At 59.8% G+C, this 14,193-nt stretch carries 16 protein-coding genes; 13 read left to right on the top strand and 3 right to left on the bottom strand.

Annotated elements, in window-relative coordinates; genetic code table 11:
- Nucleotides 1-162 precede the first annotated feature (162 nt).
- Nucleotides 163-798 carry a GntR family transcriptional regulator gene (locus tag ISN39_RS31685; RefSeq protein ID WP_194731830.1) on the top strand — a complete coding sequence of 212 codons (636 nt, stop codon included), beginning with the start codon at nucleotides 163-165 and terminating at the stop codon, nucleotides 796-798.
- A gap of 29 nt (nucleotides 799-827) precedes the next feature.
- Here ISN39_RS31685 and ISN39_RS31680 read toward each other — a convergent pair whose 3' ends face one another.
- Nucleotides 828-1,472, bottom strand: coding sequence for a ThuA domain-containing protein (locus tag ISN39_RS31680; RefSeq protein ID WP_194731829.1), 645 nt, complete (start codon nucleotides 1,470-1,472; stop codon nucleotides 828-830).
- A gap of 174 nt (nucleotides 1,473-1,646) precedes the next feature.
- Here ISN39_RS31680 and ISN39_RS31675 point away from each other — a divergent pair, with 174 nt between their 5' ends.
- The 5 genes from ISN39_RS31675 (at nucleotide 1,647) to ISN39_RS31655 (ending at nucleotide 6,668) form a co-directional block, all read left to right on the top strand.
- Nucleotides 1,647-2,045, top strand: a complete 399-nt coding sequence (locus ISN39_RS31675; protein ID WP_194731828.1) for a VOC family protein — start codon at nucleotides 1,647-1,649, stop codon at nucleotides 2,043-2,045.
- A gap of 152 nt (nucleotides 2,046-2,197) precedes the next feature.
- Nucleotides 2,198-2,452: a DUF2934 domain-containing protein gene (locus ISN39_RS31670; RefSeq protein ID WP_194731827.1), complete on the top strand. Its 255-nt coding sequence runs from the start codon at nucleotides 2,198-2,200 to the stop codon at nucleotides 2,450-2,452.
- 201 nt (nucleotides 2,453-2,653) lie between these two features.
- Nucleotides 2,654-3,937 carry a cytochrome c gene (locus ISN39_RS31665; RefSeq protein WP_246763518.1) on the top strand — a complete coding sequence of 428 codons (1,284 nt, stop codon included), beginning with the start codon at nucleotides 2,654-2,656 and terminating at the stop codon, nucleotides 3,935-3,937.
- Nucleotides 3,934-4,428, top strand: coding sequence for a (2Fe-2S)-binding protein (locus ISN39_RS31660; RefSeq protein WP_194731825.1), 495 nt, complete (start codon nucleotides 3,934-3,936; stop codon nucleotides 4,426-4,428). The genes ISN39_RS31665 and ISN39_RS31660 overlap by 4 nt, the downstream gene beginning before the upstream one ends.
- Nucleotides 4,428-6,668: a molybdopterin cofactor-binding domain-containing protein gene (locus ISN39_RS31655; RefSeq protein ID WP_194731997.1), complete on the top strand. Its 2,241-nt coding sequence runs from the start codon at nucleotides 4,428-4,430 to the stop codon at nucleotides 6,666-6,668. Before ISN39_RS31660 ends, ISN39_RS31655 begins: the two co-directional genes overlap by 1 nt.
- Before the next feature lie 59 nt (nucleotides 6,669-6,727).
- On the opposite strand, the gene ISN39_RS31650 is transcribed toward ISN39_RS31655, so the two are convergent.
- Together ISN39_RS31650 and ISN39_RS31645 are read right to left on the bottom strand one after the other, a co-directional pair.
- Nucleotides 6,728-6,970, bottom strand: a complete 243-nt coding sequence (locus tag ISN39_RS31650) for a DUF2934 domain-containing protein (protein ID WP_074072948.1) — start codon at nucleotides 6,968-6,970, stop codon at nucleotides 6,728-6,730.
- 15 nt (nucleotides 6,971-6,985) lie between these two features.
- Nucleotides 6,986-7,516, bottom strand: a complete 531-nt coding sequence (locus tag ISN39_RS31645) for a sigma-70 family RNA polymerase sigma factor (RefSeq protein ID WP_194731824.1) — start codon at nucleotides 7,514-7,516, stop codon at nucleotides 6,986-6,988.
- Nucleotides 7,517-7,850: 334 nt separating this feature from the next.
- On the opposite strand from ISN39_RS31645, the gene ISN39_RS31640 reads away from it, so the two are divergent.
- From ISN39_RS31640 to ISN39_RS31610, 7 genes are all read left to right on the top strand, one after another.
- Nucleotides 7,851-9,185: a sorbosone dehydrogenase family protein gene (locus ISN39_RS31640; RefSeq protein WP_194731823.1), complete on the top strand. Its 1,335-nt coding sequence runs from the start codon at nucleotides 7,851-7,853 to the stop codon at nucleotides 9,183-9,185.
- Nucleotides 9,186-9,313: 128 nt separating this feature from the next.
- The gene (locus tag ISN39_RS31635) at nucleotides 9,314-10,615 is read left to right on the top strand and encodes a hemolysin family protein (RefSeq protein ID WP_194731822.1); all 1,302 of its coding nucleotides are present in this window, start codon (nucleotides 9,314-9,316) and stop codon (nucleotides 10,613-10,615) included.
- 114 nt (nucleotides 10,616-10,729) lie between these two features.
- A complete protein-coding gene (locus ISN39_RS31630) occupies nucleotides 10,730-11,374 on the top strand; it encodes a lysophospholipid acyltransferase family protein (RefSeq protein WP_194731996.1) in 645 nt (214 codons plus the stop codon).
- Entirely contained in the window at nucleotides 11,371-12,321 is a 951-nt protein-coding gene (locus ISN39_RS31625) for a phosphatidate cytidylyltransferase (protein ID WP_194731821.1), read from the top strand. Before ISN39_RS31630 ends, ISN39_RS31625 begins: the two co-directional genes overlap by 4 nt.
- A complete protein-coding gene (locus tag ISN39_RS31620; protein ID WP_074072942.1) occupies nucleotides 12,318-12,707 on the top strand; it encodes a hypothetical protein in 390 nt (129 codons plus the stop codon). Before ISN39_RS31625 ends, ISN39_RS31620 begins: the two co-directional genes overlap by 4 nt.
- Entirely contained in the window at nucleotides 12,707-13,351 is a 645-nt protein-coding gene (locus ISN39_RS31615) for a CDP-alcohol phosphatidyltransferase family protein (protein WP_194731820.1), read from the top strand. The genes ISN39_RS31620 and ISN39_RS31615 overlap by 1 nt, the downstream gene beginning before the upstream one ends.
- 117 nt (nucleotides 13,352-13,468) lie before the next feature.
- Nucleotides 13,469-14,101 (top strand): LysE family translocator, encoded by a 633-nt coding sequence (locus ISN39_RS31610; protein ID WP_194731819.1) that lies wholly within the window; start codon nucleotides 13,469-13,471, stop codon nucleotides 14,099-14,101.
- Nucleotides 14,102-14,193 lie beyond the last annotated feature (92 nt).

Here is a 14,193-nt window from a genome sequence, read left to right as displayed (position 1 = left end):
GGCTTCTTATCGCTTAGTATCCAAAATTGGCGCCAATTTAGGATACAAAAGATTTTTGCGCAATGCGTGGGCATGAATAAAATTTGAACAGGGTCGAAATTGTCTGGCTGCCTACAGAAACTGAAGGCGCCGTGATATCCGTTTCGAAAAAGGGAGTCTTGAATGGCAGACGTTTTGATGGGGCCGAAGCCGGAGATCGGAAATTCGAAAGACGTGACCGATCTTGTCCTCCAGGATATTCTGGCGGGCGTGCTTCTTCCCGGCACCTGGCTCAAGCAGATCGATCTCGAGCGACGCTACAAATGCACGCGGCCGGAAGTCCGCCGAGCGCTCGATCGCCTTGCGCAGAAGCGGCTGGTCGAGCATGTGCCCAATCGCGGCTACCACGTCTACGAGCCCGACGGCCGCCGCGCCAGGGAGGTAAGCGAAATCCGCATCATTCTTGAGACGGCGGTTGCCGGCACGATCGTTAAGAATGCTTCTGCTGACGATCTCGACACGCTCCGGAAGCTGGCGCTCCATTTCGACCGGATGGTCCTTGATGGTACGATGCTGGAGCTTTACGAAGCCAACCTCGCCTTTCACAGGCAACTTCTGGTTCTTGGCGGCAATCAGGAGCTTGTCGACCTTATTGCGGAAATTCGCCAGCGAACCTCCTCGGCGCCCGTCGCTCAATGGCGCACACGCGCCCGCATCGAACAGTCCGGCCGCGAACATCACCTGATGATCGACGCCATTCAGCACAAGGACGCAGAAGAGCTCAAGCGACTGGTGAGGCAGCACATCATTCAGAACTGACCGTTGCGCGTGCCGGACTGCATGCGGGTCTACCGGCGTGCAGCCCAGGCAAGGCCGCGGCGAAGAATGAGACGCATGTACGGATGGTCGAATTCGGCTGCGACATGGCCGAGTGCCGAATAAAAGATGCGGCCCGCACCAAAGTGGCGTTTGAAGACCACCGGCATTACGACATTGCGGGCCGCCTCGTCATATTCGCCGGTGAACGTGGTGGTCGCCAGAATTTCAACGGATGGATCGTAGTGCAGGTAATACTGCTCCGAGTGGTAGTCGAAGTCCGGAATGCCTTGCATCAGCGGATCGTTTTGTCGGCTCACATTCACGCGGAAGTCGATGATGTTGCCCGGATGAGAAACCCAGGTGACGCCCGAAACATAGCGGAACGGCGCACTCTCCTTGAAGGATGTCGCGAGTGCGCCATGATGACCGCCGAGGCCAAGGCCGTCACGAACAGCCATGACCAGCGCATTGGCATGCGCCTTTTCCAACTGCTCCCCGGTGATGATCGGAACAAGCAGATCGGCTTTAGCAATCACCGGCGAGCCGAAGATGTCGAGATCGCCGGTGATTTCAACTAAGAAGCCGTCTTCCCGCAAAAGTTCGCCGACGACGCTTGCGCATGCTTCCGGTTCGTGGCCCTGCCAGCCGCCCCAAACGATGATCGCTTTGCGCATGCCCTGCCTCCCGGCTTTCGATGGTTAGGTCGTGACGTCGTGGCTTTTCCAACCAGATAGCGCTCGATTTCATCGACCGCAAGCCAAGTCCTTCGATTGCCATCACACGATTTAGTCTTGACGGCGGCAAGGGACCGCAGTCAGCTCGAGGATTATCTGTGGGAGGAATTTTGAATGCTGAAATCCTTTGAACATATCGGCATGACGGTAAGCGATATGGACCGTGCCGTCGCCTTTTATTGCGGCCTCCTCGGCCTTCGGCTGCATCTGCGCAAGACGATGCCGGATGGCTCGCACGTTGCTTTTCTCGATGCCGGCGGTGGCATGCTGGAGGTCTTCGCGCCTGCAAGCGGGGCGGTGCGGGCAGCCGACGTTCCCGAGGGTGCCGCCGGTCTGCGCCACCTCACCTTCCTGTTCGGCAGCGTCGCTGAAACCTTCGCAAAGCTCGAAGCGGCCGGAGTTGAGGTGAAGGAGCGCCCGCGTCTTGCTTACAACTCCGAGGTTCTGCACAAGGTCGCTTTTCTGCGCGATCCCGACGGCATCCTCATCGAGCTCGCCGAGCGGACCGATTGAGGCAGTTGCTGGGCAACAGTAATATCTGAGCGGCGCTGTTTCCCGCGTGATACCGCGCAAACCGCGCTTCCGGTCTGAGGCGAAGTAACAACTCCGTAAGCGAAATCTGGCAACCTTCAGACGAATATTTCTCTCCATTTTAGTTGGGTGTCATGGTTTACAACAAGGAAGATTGGATCAGCCAGCGCGCATATGCCATATGGGAGGCGGAGGGACGCCCCTGCGGGCGCGAGGCCGAAAACTGGCAGCAGGCGGCGGCCGAGTTCGAACAGCTCCAGATGACCAAGGCATCCATCGATGGAACTGACCTGATCGCGATGCTGCGCGCCACCGGACGTCTGATGCGCGCCAGCGAAAATGACCAGGCTCGGATCCTTCAAGAGCGCGCCACGATCGCCAAACGCTAGCGATACCAGCACCTATTTCGGGAACAAATTCCTGCTCCTTGCGTTTTGTGCAGTTCGGTTTGCACTCCTGGGAGGGTCATATCGGCAATGCGAGCCATCAGACTGCTGTCGACGATCCTTACCCTCTTCATCGTTTTCGGTCTCGCATTCTTTTTTCTTGCCTGGCGCCCCGAAATCAAGCCGCAAAACCCTTCAAAGACCATGCGCTTCGATAACGCACTGATCGCCAAGGGAGCCAGCCTCGCGGCGGTCGGAAACTGTATCGCCTGTCATACGGTCCCGGGAAGGGAAGCTTTTTCCGGGGGGCTTAAACTGCCGACGCCTTTCGGGATTATTTATTCGACGAACATCACGCCGGACGATGAAACCGGTATCGGACGCTGGAGCGAGGCTGCCTTCCAGCGCGCCATGCGCGAAGGAGTGGATCGAAAGGGCGATCATCTTTATCCGGCATTTCCCTATGATCATTTTACCCGCGTCACCGACGAGGACAACAAGGCACTCTATGCCTTTTTGATGACGCGCACGCCCGTCAAGGCGACGGCACCCAAAAACGAGCTGCCGTACCTCCTGCATGTCCGCCCCATCCTTGCCGCCTGGAAACTGGTCTTCTTCGACAAGGGCGCCTTCGCGCCCGATCCGCAGAAAAGCGAGGAATGGAACCGCGGCGCCTATCTTACCGAAGGCCTTGGCCACTGCGGCGCTTGCCACACGCCTCGCAACGCCTTTGGTGCCGAGGAGCGCGGCAGGCACTTCGGCGGCGGCGAGGCGGAAGGCTGGCAGGCTTATGCGATTAATGCGCAAAGCCCCTCGCCGATCCCGTGGGACAAGGAGTCGCTCGCGTTCTATCTGCGTCATGGCTACCACGCGTTCCACGGCGTCTCGCGTGGTCCGATGGCTGAAGTCACCGGCAATCTCGGTGCGCTTCCCGACAGCGATATCAATGCAATCGCAGCCTATGTCGCCTCGATCATGGGCGAACCGTCTGGCGAACGCGTTCGAAGGGGCGAAGAGCTGAAGAAGCAGTTCGTTCCGGAGCAAGATGGCATAGTGACGGCGGCGATTGACGAGAACAAGGCGTCGGCCGAACTTGCCTCTCATCCGGGTGCAGCCATCTATGGCGCGGCTTGTGCGACTTGTCATGAAGCCGGCCGCGCCGCGCCGTTTGGAGGACTGAATTTCAATCTCAGCACCGCCGTCAACGCGCCCAATCCGCAAAACATTGTCAATGTCGTGCTTTTCGGCCTGCCACCGGCCGACGGTGAGCCAAGCGCCGTGATGCCCGGCTTTGCCGGGGCATTGAACGACCAGCAGATCGCCGATCTGCTCGGTTTCATGCGCCAGCGCTTTACGACGGGCGATCCTTGGCCCGATCTGTTGCAACGCGTCAACCGCACGCGGTCCGGTGAATATTTTGTCGCCGTCCGCCCCTCGGAAGGAATTGAACGAGCGCCGTCCAATGTCGGCGCGAAGGAGCTGAGATGACAACGCTCAACGTCAACGGACACACCCACGAGGTCGCCAGCGAGCCCGACACGCCATTGCTTTACGTGCTTCGCAACGATCTTGATCTCAACGCCGCAAAATTTGGCTGCGGCCTTGGCCAATGCGGCGCCTGCACCGTCATGGTCGACGGCCAGGCGGTGCTTTCGTGCGTGACGCCGCTCATCGTCGTCGAAGGCAAGGAAATCGTGACTGTGGAAGGGCTTGGAACAGCTGAAAAGCCCGGACCGCTGCAGGCCGCCTTCATCGAGAAACAGGCGGCGCAATGCGGCTACTGCATTCCCGGCATGATGATGAGCGCAGCAGCGCTTCTGAAGCAGAATGCCACGCCGACTGACGAGGAAATCCGATCGGCGTTGCGGACCAATCTCTGTCGCTGCGGCACACATATGCGCATCCTTGCCGCCATCAGGCGCGCGAGTGAACTGATGAAAGCTGCCGGGCTTCCGGCCGCCAAAAGGAGTGCCGGATGATGGATATTCTCACCAGACATGAAATGAGCCGGCGCGGCCTGCTTGCCGGCACCGGCGCTCTCATCGTCAGCTTCTCCACGATCCGTGCGCTGGCCCAAGAGATACCGACTGCGGCGCCCGAAAAACCGAAGTTGCCGGGCAGCCTGGATGACGACCGCTATCTCGATAGCTGGATAAGGATCGATTCTGACGGCAAGATCACGGTGTTTACCGGCAAGGTGGAGCTTGGACAGGGGATCGGCACGGCCCTCATCCAGGTCGCCGCAGAGGAACTGGAAGTCGATCCCTCAGACATCACGCTCGTGACCGCCGATACGGGGCGCACGCCCGACGAAGGGTTTACGGCAGGCAGCCAGTCGATGCAGAACAGCGGCACTGCCATCCGCAACGCAGCCGCGCAGGTTCGCGGGCTGCTGATCGCCGAGGCAGCGCGCCGTTTTAACCTGCCCCCAGACCAGCTCAGGGCGAAAAAGAAAAGCGTCTCCGGGCCGGACGGCAGATCGACGACCTATGGCGAGCTGGTGTCGGGCCAGTTCCTGCACGTCGAAGCCCAGCCGCAATCGAAACTGAAACAACCCGATGCGCTGAGCATCATCGGCCGTGATGTGCAGCGCATCGACATCCCGGGCAAGGTCACCGGTGCTGCAGCCTATGTGCAGGACCTGCGCCTCGAAGGAATGGTGCACGCGCGCGTAATCCGTCCGCCGAGCTATGGCGCCACATTGAAAGACATCGACGCCACGGCGGCCGCCGCCATGGCTGGCGTCATCTCGGTCATCCGCGACGGCAGTTTCCTTGCCGTCGTGGCGGAGAAAGAATGGCAGGCGATCAAGGCCATGCGCGCCGTCGAAAAAGCGGCGCATTGGGACGAACCTGCAACGCTTCCGCAACAGTCCGATCTTGCCGCTGCTCTCACAGCTCTGGAAAAGGATGTCGGCACAGTGGCCGAATCCGGCCATCCGAGCTTTTCGAACGGCGCGATCTACGAGGCAACCTTCACGCGGCCCTACCAGATGCACGGTTCGATCGGTCCTTCCTGTGCGGTCGCGCATCTGAAGGCCGACGGCAGCCTTGATATCTGGTCGCACACGCAGGGGGTTTTCCCCGATCGGGGTGCGATTGCCCAGATGCTGGCGATGCCGGAGGAGAAGGTGCGTGTCATCCACATGGAAGGGTCCGGCTGCTACGGGCACAACGGCGCTGACGACGCAGCTGCCGATGCAGCACTCATCGCCATGAAAATTCCCGGCCGCCCTGTGCGTGTCCAGTGGATGCGCGAGCAGGAGCATATGTGGGAACCTTACGGGCCTGGCATGGTGTCCAAGGTCCGGGCATCGCTCGATGCAAGCGGCAGGATCGACAACTGGACCTATGATGTGTGGAGCAATACCCATAGCACGCGCCCCGGCAATGCCGGCTCGCTGCTTGTCGGCCGCGCCAAGGAACAGCCGACGCCCTTAGAACCGCCGAAACTCAGCATCAGTCCCAATGGCAGCGGCGATCGGAATGCCGATCCTCTCTATGCGATCCCGAACCGCCGGGTGCTGTGGCATTTCCTGCCCGACATGCCGCTACGGGTTTCGGCGCTGCGCGGCCTTGGGGCTTATGCCAATGTCTTCTCGATCGAAAGCGCCATGGACGAGATGGCTATTGCCGCCAAAGCCGATCCTGTCGAATTCCGCCTACGTCATCTGGAAGATGATCGTGCCAGCGACGTCGTGAAGCTCGCGGCCGACAAATTCGGCTGGGGGAGGGGCGAAGTGCCTTCCGGTCACGGTCGCGGCTTTGCATTTGCGCGTTACAAGAACCGTGCCGCCTATCTGGCGGTCGCACTGGAAGCGAAGATCGAGCGCGAAACCGGCCGTGTGCAGGTGCTGCGCGCCGTTGCCGCCATCGATGCCGGTCAGGCCGTCAATCCCGACGGGATCCGCAACCAGACGGAGGGCGGCATCCTGCAATCGATCAGTTGGACGCTCTATGAAGCCGTCACCTTCGATCGCACCCGCATTACCAGCACCGATTGGGCGAGCTATCCGATACTGCGCTTCGGGAGCGTTCCAGAAAGCGTCGAAGTGCATATTCTCGATCGGCCCGGTCAGCCCTTCCTCGGTACAGGCGAGGCGGCGCAGGGGCCGACCTGTGCAGCACTCGCCAACGCAATCCGCAATGCGACGGGAAAGCGGCTGGTCGATCTGCCGTTATCGCGCAACAGGGTGAAGGAAGCGACCCGTCTCGGCTGATAAGAACCTTAGCCGGCGTCTCATCGCAAAGGGGGCAGACGGCAGGACTGCATCATCCATCAGCCGCTCGCGATCGCCGGCGGGCGGGCGATGGGTTTCGGCGACGTGGCGGCCGGTGGTCTTGGTCTGAACCGGACCAGCACCTCGCGCCCGTCGGCCGAAGCCTGCGTGCGCTCCAGCTCGTCGCGCTCTCGCACAGCCTGTGCCCAGTGCTCGCCATCGCGGCCATGTTGGCGCCCGGACGCTTCCCAAAGTGCATAGGCCCTCTTGGCGATCCATTCGTTCCTGTCGTGGCGGCTCATGGCTGCGCACCCCTGTCAGTGTAACGAGGCTGCTTCGGAAGATTGCGTCTCGCCGAGCATTTCAAGAAGATGGTTGCGAGCGCGGCTCACCCGGCTCTTGATGGTGCCCACTTGGCAGTCGCAGATCGCGGCCGCTTCTTCGTAGCTTGTCCCGTTCACCACGAGCAGCAGTGCATGGCGGTGCGATGCTCCGAGCTTGTCGATCGCTGCCTGCACGTCAAGGGCTCTCAGCGACCATTCCTGCGTCGATTTGACCGGTATTGGATAGTCGGTCAGGTCGCCGACGCAACCAACCGGTTCGCGCTTGCGGCGTTTGTAGCTGCTGCAATACGTATTGCGCATGATCGTAAAGAGCCAGGATTTCAGGCTCGTGCCGTCTTGGAACTGCTCGATATGACAAAGCGCCTTGGAGACCGTCTCTTGAACGAGATCGTCGGCGTCGCTTTCAACACGCTCGAAACGCCTCGCAAAGGCTTTGAGAGCTGGAAGAAGCGCGACAATTTCGGCCTGAGCGCTGCAAGGTTGTGCAACGGAGACTGTTGGCATGGCGTCCTCCTTCTACGGAGAATTAATGCCCTCGCACTCGGTGGGGTTCCCGATAAACTTCATAGGTCCGCAATCGTACAATGGGGCCGTCTGAGCCCGAAGTTTCAGGCCGTCTCTTTACGCACATGCCTCAAGACTCAGCATACTGCGTGGTCGCTCAAGTCGCTCGTATGTGGTCTTGTCACGCTTCAAAACGCCATGATCGAAGATGCGGTGTTGAGAAACACAGTTGCGCCGGAACCTTGGGGCATTTGCTCCATCATTCGAATTTATCAGGAGCGTTGAAACCTATAGCGGTCAAAGCGTTAGCACGGTCTTGCATGGGAGATCATCCATGAAGAAGATCATCATTGTCGTCCTTCTTCTCATCCTTGTTGCAGGCGGGTGGATATTCGTCTTCGAGCGAGAATCCGCCACCGTCCCGATCGAACAGGGCTACGGTCCCTCACCGACGCTGCCCGCGCCGAACCCGACGCTGATCCCGACAGTCAATGTCGCGGAAGCGGCGGGCTGGCCAGAAGGAGCCACACCAAAAGCCGCGGAGGGGCTGAAGGTGGAAGCCTTTGCAAGGGGCCTCGACCACCCGCGCTGGATCCATGTCCTGCCGAACGGCGATGTCCTTGTTGCCGAAAGCAACAAGCCGCCAAAAGGTGAAGACGCCGGGTTCAGCATCCGCGGCTGGTTCGAAGGTCTGCTCATGAGCCGGGCCGGCGCCGAGGTCAAAAGTGCAAACCGCATCACACTGCTGCGCGATGCCGACAAGGACGGTGCAGCCGAGATGCGCCCCGTCTTCCGGAAGGATCTCAATTCGCCCTTCGGCATGGCATATTCCAAGGACACGCTCTACGTCGCCAATACCGATGCGGTCATGGCTTTTCCCTATATGGAAGGTGAAACGGTGATCACCACGCCGGGCGCGAAAATTGCCGATCTACCAGCAGGCCCGATCAATCAGCACTGGACGAGGGACGTGATCGTGAGCCCTGACGGCACCAAGCTCTATGCCACCGTGGGCTCCAACAGCAATGTCGGGGAAAACGGCATGGATGCGGAAAAAAACCGTGCCTCGATCCTCGAAATCGATCTTGCGACAAAGGCTGTTCGCGTCTTCGCAAGCGGCTTGCGCAATCCAAATGGTCTTGCCTGGCAGCCGCGGACGGGCGCACTTTGGGTGGCGGTCAACGAACGCGACGAGCTCGGCAGCGATCTCGTTCCCGACTATATGACCTCGGTGAAGGAAGGCGGCTTTTATGGCTGGCCCTACAGCTATTTCGGCCAGCATATCGATAGCCGGGCAAAGCCGCAAAACCCTGAAATGGTTGCGAGCGCCATCGTCCCCGATTATGCCCTTGGTCCGCATACCGCCTCGCTTGGCCTGACCTTCAACACGAGCAATCTGTTTGGTCCGGATTATGTCGGCGGTGCTTTCGTCGGCCAGCACGGCTCCTGGAACCGCAAGCCGCGCAGCGGCTACAAGGTGATCTTCGTGCCATTCGTCGATGGCAAGCCCTCTGGCCCGCCGCGCGATGTCTTGACGGGCTTTATCGGGGTGGACGACAAGGCCTTTGGCCGACCTGTCGGCGTCGCGATCGACATCAAGGGTGCCTTGCTTGTTGCCGATGACGTCGGCAACACGATATGGCGGGTCTCACCGGCTTCGGCACAGTGAGGGGGCCAGCGCGCAACCATACAAAAGCGCCGAGCAAAAATAGCCGAAGCAAGAAGCAAGCCTTGCTTTCATTGTTGGCGCTTTGCCCCTATTTTGAGGCATCGCTGTCAATATCATAGGCTTCACTTTTGTTTCTGGAAATCATAATCGTTGTGTTGCTCACGATCTTGAACGGTGTGCTCGCAATGTCCGAACTTGCCGTCGTTTCATCACGTCCCGCCCGTTTGAGGGTCCTGGCCGATCATGGGAGCCGGGGGGCTGCCCAAGCCATCAAACTTGCCGAACATCCCGGCCGCTTTCTCTCGACCGTTCAGATCGGGATTACACTCGTCGGCGTTCTCTCGGGTGCCTTTTCGGGCGCCACGCTGGGTGGCCGTCTTTCGGCCTGGCTTAGCGCACAGGGCGTTTCCCCCGCCGTCTCCGATGCGCTTGGCGTCGGCACGGTGGTCGTTGCCATTACCTATCTTTCGCTCATTATCGGCGAACTGGTGCCGAAGCAGATTGCGCTTCGCGAACCTGAAGTGGTCGCAAGCAAGGTTGCTCCGGCCATGGCTCTGCTTTCCAAGCTTGCCTTGCCGCTCGTCTGGCTTCTCGACGCGTCCGGCAAGCTTGTGCTTACGCTTCTTGGTCAGTCCGGAAAAGGCAGCGATGGGGTGACCGACGAAGAGATCAAGACGGTGCTCGCCGAGGCGCGGAGTGCCGGCGTGATCGAGAGCGAGGAATCGGCGATGATATCCGGCGTCATGCGCCTTGCCGACCGGACGGCGAGAGCCTTGATGACGCCTCGCCGCGACGTCGAAGTCGTCGACATCGAAGACAGCATCGAAGACATTCGCAAGCAGCTGCACCGAACGCACCGCTCGCGCCTGCCTGTGCGCCGTAACAGTTCTGACGAGGTGCTTGGCGTGCTCTTCGTGAAGGACTTTTACGATGCGCTCGACGCGCGTGGCCATGCAGACATCCTCTCGCTTGCCCATGAAGTTCCGGTGATCTCGGATCTTTCGACGGCAACTCATGTCATCCAGGCAATCCGCAAATCACCGGTCCACATGGTGCTTGTCTATGACGAATACGGCCACTTCGAGGGCGTTGTCTCTTCCGGCGACATCATGGAAGCGATCATGGGCGCACTGCAGGAGGGACCTACTGACGAGCAGGCAATCGTTCGCCGCGGCGACGGTTCCTATCTTGTTTCCGGCTGGACGCCGATCGACGAGTTTGCCGAATTCATGAACTTCAAGCTGGCGGATGACATTGAATTCCAGACCGTCGCCGGCCTTGTGCTGGAAGAGTTGAAACACCTGCCGGATCTCGGCGAAAGCTTCGTGAAGGATGGCTGGCGCTTCGAGGTCATCGATCTTGACGGCCGCCGCGTCGACAAGATCCTCCTCTCGCCGGAACCTGTAGAAGGTGAAGATCGGACGGCTTAATCCGCCCGTTGCATGTGGAAATCTTTATCCGGCTTTCCAACCGTCTTCCGATTTGTCCAAAACGCAGCTACGTTCCTGCAATCCTGAAGGCGGGAATTGGGCTCGATGAAGCAGATGCACAGCCTGATCGCAAAGCCTGTCGCGATTGCTATCGTGCTGTTTGCCCGCGCGATCACGGCTGTGCGGGCGATCTGGGCGCATGACGGTTTGCCGCCCCGGCGCTGCGTCTATTTTGCCAACCATTCGAGCCATGGCGATTTCATTCTGATCTGGACGGTCCTGCCGCCGCGTCTGCGCGGGCAAGCAAGGCCTGTGGCCGGGGCAGACTACTGGCTGAGATCGCCGCTCACCACGTTCATTGGCCGCGAAGTCTTCAATGCCGTGCTGATCGAGCGCGACCGTGAAAGGCGCAAGCAGGATCCGGTCGAGCAGATGGCGGCGGCAATCGATGCCGGCTCGTCGCTGATCCTGTTTCCGGAAGGCACGCGCAACCAGACGGACGAGCCGCTTTTGCCTTTCAAGAGCGGCCTCTTCCATCTTGCCGCAGTGCGCCCGGGGATCGATCTCGTGCCGGTCTGGATCAACAATCTCAATCGCGTCATGCCAAAAGGCGAGATCGTGCCAATTCCTCTGATCTGCACGGTAACCTTCGGCAGCCCGATACGGCTTGAACCCGGCGAGACCAAGGACGGCTTCCTGGCAAGGGCAAGGGCCGCCTTGATTTCCCTTTCTCCAAAACATTCAGGCGGCAGTGAATGAACGACGCGCGGTCCGATCTTATTACGCTCGTGCTCGGCATTTTCGCCGTGCTGATCTTTGCCTCACTGGTTGGCTATGTCCTGCATCGGCGTCTTTCGCCGGATGGCTCCAATAGCGCCGTCGAGAACCTGAATGCGCGCATCAAGGCCTGGTGGATCATGGTGATCTTCATCGGCGTCGCGTTTCTCGCGGGTCGTGCCGGTGTCGTCATTCTTTTCGCCTTCTGCTCCTTTGCGGCACTTCGAGAATTCATCACGCTGACAAACACGAAGCGGGCTGATCACTGGGCGCTCGCCTCGGCCTTCTTCGTGGTGCTTCCCATTCAGTATTATTTGCTGTGGGCTGAAGAATACGGGATCTATTCGATCTTCGTACCGGTTTACGCGTTTTTGCTGATGCCGATCATTTCCGTGCTCCGGGGCGATACCGAACGGTTCCTCATCCGCATTGCCGAAGTGCAATGGGCCCTGATGATCTGCGTCTTTTGCGCTTCGCACGTGCCGGCGCTGCTGACGTTGAATATTCCCGGCTATGAGGACCGCAACGTTCTTCTCATCGCATTTCTGGTCATCGTCGTGCAGCTCAGCGACGTCTTGCAGTATGTCTGGGGCAAGCTTTTCGGGCGAACGAAGATCGCCCCGAAACTCTCGCCGTCGAAAACCGTTGAGGGCTTTGCGGGCGGTGTCGCCAGTGCGACTTTGATCGGGGCGTCGCTCTGGTGGATCACGCCGTTTACGCCCTTGCAGGCGGGCCTGCTTTCGCTGGTCATCACGCTGATGGGCTTCTTCGGCGGTCTGGTGATGTCTGCTATCAAGCGCGACCGGGGCGTCAAGGATTGGGGCAATCTCATCGAGGGTCACGGCGGACTGATCGACCGGCTCGATTCCGTGGTGTTTTCGGCGCCGATCTTCTTTCATCTTGTCCGCTACTGGTGGTCGCTGACATGAGTGGTTGGGTCGCACGGCTTGGACGCAGCAGCACCGTTCATGTGACCTTCGCCTTTCTCGCGATGGGAGGCTGGGCGCTGTTTGCCAATCGCGTCCATCCGCTGCCGCGCATGCTGCTTGCCGGCGTCGTTCAGGGCGCGCTGTCTGCCTGCCTCACTTTGTTCTTGAAATCGGCGGTCGAAACATTTTCGAAGCGCTTCAAAGGCTCTGCCGCATTCGTTGCGCCGCCTCTCATCGCCTGCCTCGGTTCTGCAAGCATTCTCATCGCCATCCACGCACTCGCCGCAACACCCGAAATATTGAGGACCGTTGCGGTGCCGCTTGCCGTCTCCACCAGCTATGCGGCGATTTACAACTATTCTCTTTTGACCGGGAAAGGTAAGTGATGACGAACACTGAAGATCGCCGGCCGTTGAACAGCCGGAACAGCTGGTGGGCAAAGGCGATCGCGCAGAAGATCGCGGCGAGATCCGTCACGCCGAACCAGATATCGCAGGCAAGCATCGCCGCCGCCTTCATCGCCGGTCTCCTGTTCTTTGTCGCCGGACGCGACGCCGGCTATTCGCGTATGGTCCTTCTCGCTCTTGCGGCGCTTTTTTGCCAGGTAAGGCTCCTCTGCAATCTCTTTGACGGCATGGTGGCGGTCGAAGGAGGCAAGGCAGAAGCCGACGGGCCGTTCTGGAACGAATTTCCAGATCGCGCCGCCGACATGCTGATTTTTGCCGGCATCGGTCTCGGTATCGGCCATCCCGGCCTTGGCTGGGCGGCTGCAGCATTCGCAGTGCTGACCGCCTATGTGCGCGAGCTTGGCCGGGCGACGGGCCACGGCAGTGATTTTTCCGGCCCGATGGCCAAGCAGCACCGCATGGCGATCGTCACCATGGCTGCTGTCATTTCGATCGGCGAACCTTACTGGGATCTGCAGAACCATGTCCTTTGGCTCGGGCTTTGGATCGTGCTTCTCGGTGCCGCCGCAACCGCAGTCCGACGCAGCTTGCGCTTGATCCGTTCCATGAAAACTCCGCTCTGACAACGGCTGTGCCGTGGGCGGCAGTTGCTGCGGCTTTAAATTGTCATCCGTACAATTCCATTCTTGCGGCGTGCCAGGGGCTCCTTCATCACTAGGCGATCGAGCCGGAGATCCGTCATGCCCGAACTTGCAAGTCTGCTTGCCTTTGCCCTTATCGCTCTCGGCATGGTGCTGACGCCCGGGCCGAACATGATCTATCTCGTATCGCGCTCGATATGCCAGGGACCGGCGGCCGGATTGACCTCGCTTGGCGGTGTGGCACTCGGTTTCGTCGTCTACATGCTATCGGCAGCGCTCGGGATTACGGCATTGGTCTTCGCCGTGCCACTCGCTTATGATGCGCTGCGGTTGGCAGGCGCCGCCTATCTTGCCTGGCTTGCCTGGAATGCATTAAGGCCCGGCGGCCGCTCGACCTTTCACGTTCGCGACCTTCCGCGCGATACCAATCGCAAGCTCTTCGCCATGGGCTTCGTCACCAGCTTGCTCAACCCGAAGATCGCCATGCTTTATCTCTCACTGCTGCCGCAATTCGTGAACCCGGAGGTCGGCAGCGTCTTTGTGCAATCGATCGCGTTCGGCTTTACGCAGATCGCGATCAGCGTCAGCGTCAACGCACTCATCGCCCTTACTGCCGGGTCCATCGCGCTTTTTCTCGGCGAACGGCCGGCCTGGATGCGGGCGCAGCGCATGCTGATGGCAACCGTCCTTGGAGGACTTGCCGTTCGCATGGCGCTTGAATCGCGCCGCTGATACGCTTTAGCTTCACCCTGACCTTGACATCGGTGCTGTTAAAGCGGAAGCCGCACTCGGCTGCCTCGCGGTGTCGTATCAAGGAATGTCAG

The sequence above is a fragment of the Rhizobium sp. 007 genome, assembly GCF_015353075.1.
In the GTDB taxonomy this organism is placed as follows: Bacteria; Pseudomonadota; Alphaproteobacteria; order Rhizobiales; family Rhizobiaceae; genus Rhizobium.
Note: the sequence above shows the minus strand (reverse complement) of the source record. Positions and strands in the feature narration are given on the sequence as shown.

Coding starts and splice junctions, on each gene's coding strand:
- ISN39_RS31685 (WP_194731830.1), top strand. CDS start 163: ATGGCAGACGTTTTGATGGGGCCGAAGCCGGAGATCGGAAATTCGAAA.
- ISN39_RS31680 (WP_194731829.1), bottom strand. CDS start 1,472: ATGCGCAAAGCGATCATCGTTTGGGGCGGCTGGCAGGGCCACGAACCG.
- ISN39_RS31675 (WP_194731828.1), top strand. CDS start 1,647: ATGCTGAAATCCTTTGAACATATCGGCATGACGGTAAGCGATATGGAC.
- ISN39_RS31670 (WP_194731827.1), top strand. CDS start 2,198: ATGGTTTACAACAAGGAAGATTGGATCAGCCAGCGCGCATATGCCATA.
- ISN39_RS31665 (WP_246763518.1), top strand. CDS start 2,654: ATGCGCTTCGATAACGCACTGATCGCCAAGGGAGCCAGCCTCGCGGCG.
- ISN39_RS31660 (WP_194731825.1), top strand. CDS start 3,934: ATGACAACGCTCAACGTCAACGGACACACCCACGAGGTCGCCAGCGAG.
- ISN39_RS31655 (WP_194731997.1), top strand. CDS start 4,428: ATGGATATTCTCACCAGACATGAAATGAGCCGGCGCGGCCTGCTTGCC.
- ISN39_RS31650 (WP_074072948.1), bottom strand. CDS start 6,970: ATGAGCCGCCACGACAGGAACGAATGGATCGCCAAGAGGGCCTATGCA.
- ISN39_RS31645 (WP_194731824.1), bottom strand. CDS start 7,516: ATGCCAACAGTCTCCGTTGCACAACCTTGCAGCGCTCAGGCCGAAATT.
- ISN39_RS31640 (WP_194731823.1), top strand. CDS start 7,851: ATGAAGAAGATCATCATTGTCGTCCTTCTTCTCATCCTTGTTGCAGGC.
- ISN39_RS31630 (WP_194731996.1), top strand. CDS start 10,730: ATGCACAGCCTGATCGCAAAGCCTGTCGCGATTGCTATCGTGCTGTTT.
- ISN39_RS31625 (WP_194731821.1), top strand. CDS start 11,371: ATGAACGACGCGCGGTCCGATCTTATTACGCTCGTGCTCGGCATTTTC.
- ISN39_RS31620 (WP_074072942.1), top strand. CDS start 12,318: ATGAGTGGTTGGGTCGCACGGCTTGGACGCAGCAGCACCGTTCATGTG.
- ISN39_RS31615 (WP_194731820.1), top strand. CDS start 12,707: ATGACGAACACTGAAGATCGCCGGCCGTTGAACAGCCGGAACAGCTGG.
- ISN39_RS31610 (WP_194731819.1), top strand. CDS start 13,469: ATGCCCGAACTTGCAAGTCTGCTTGCCTTTGCCCTTATCGCTCTCGGC.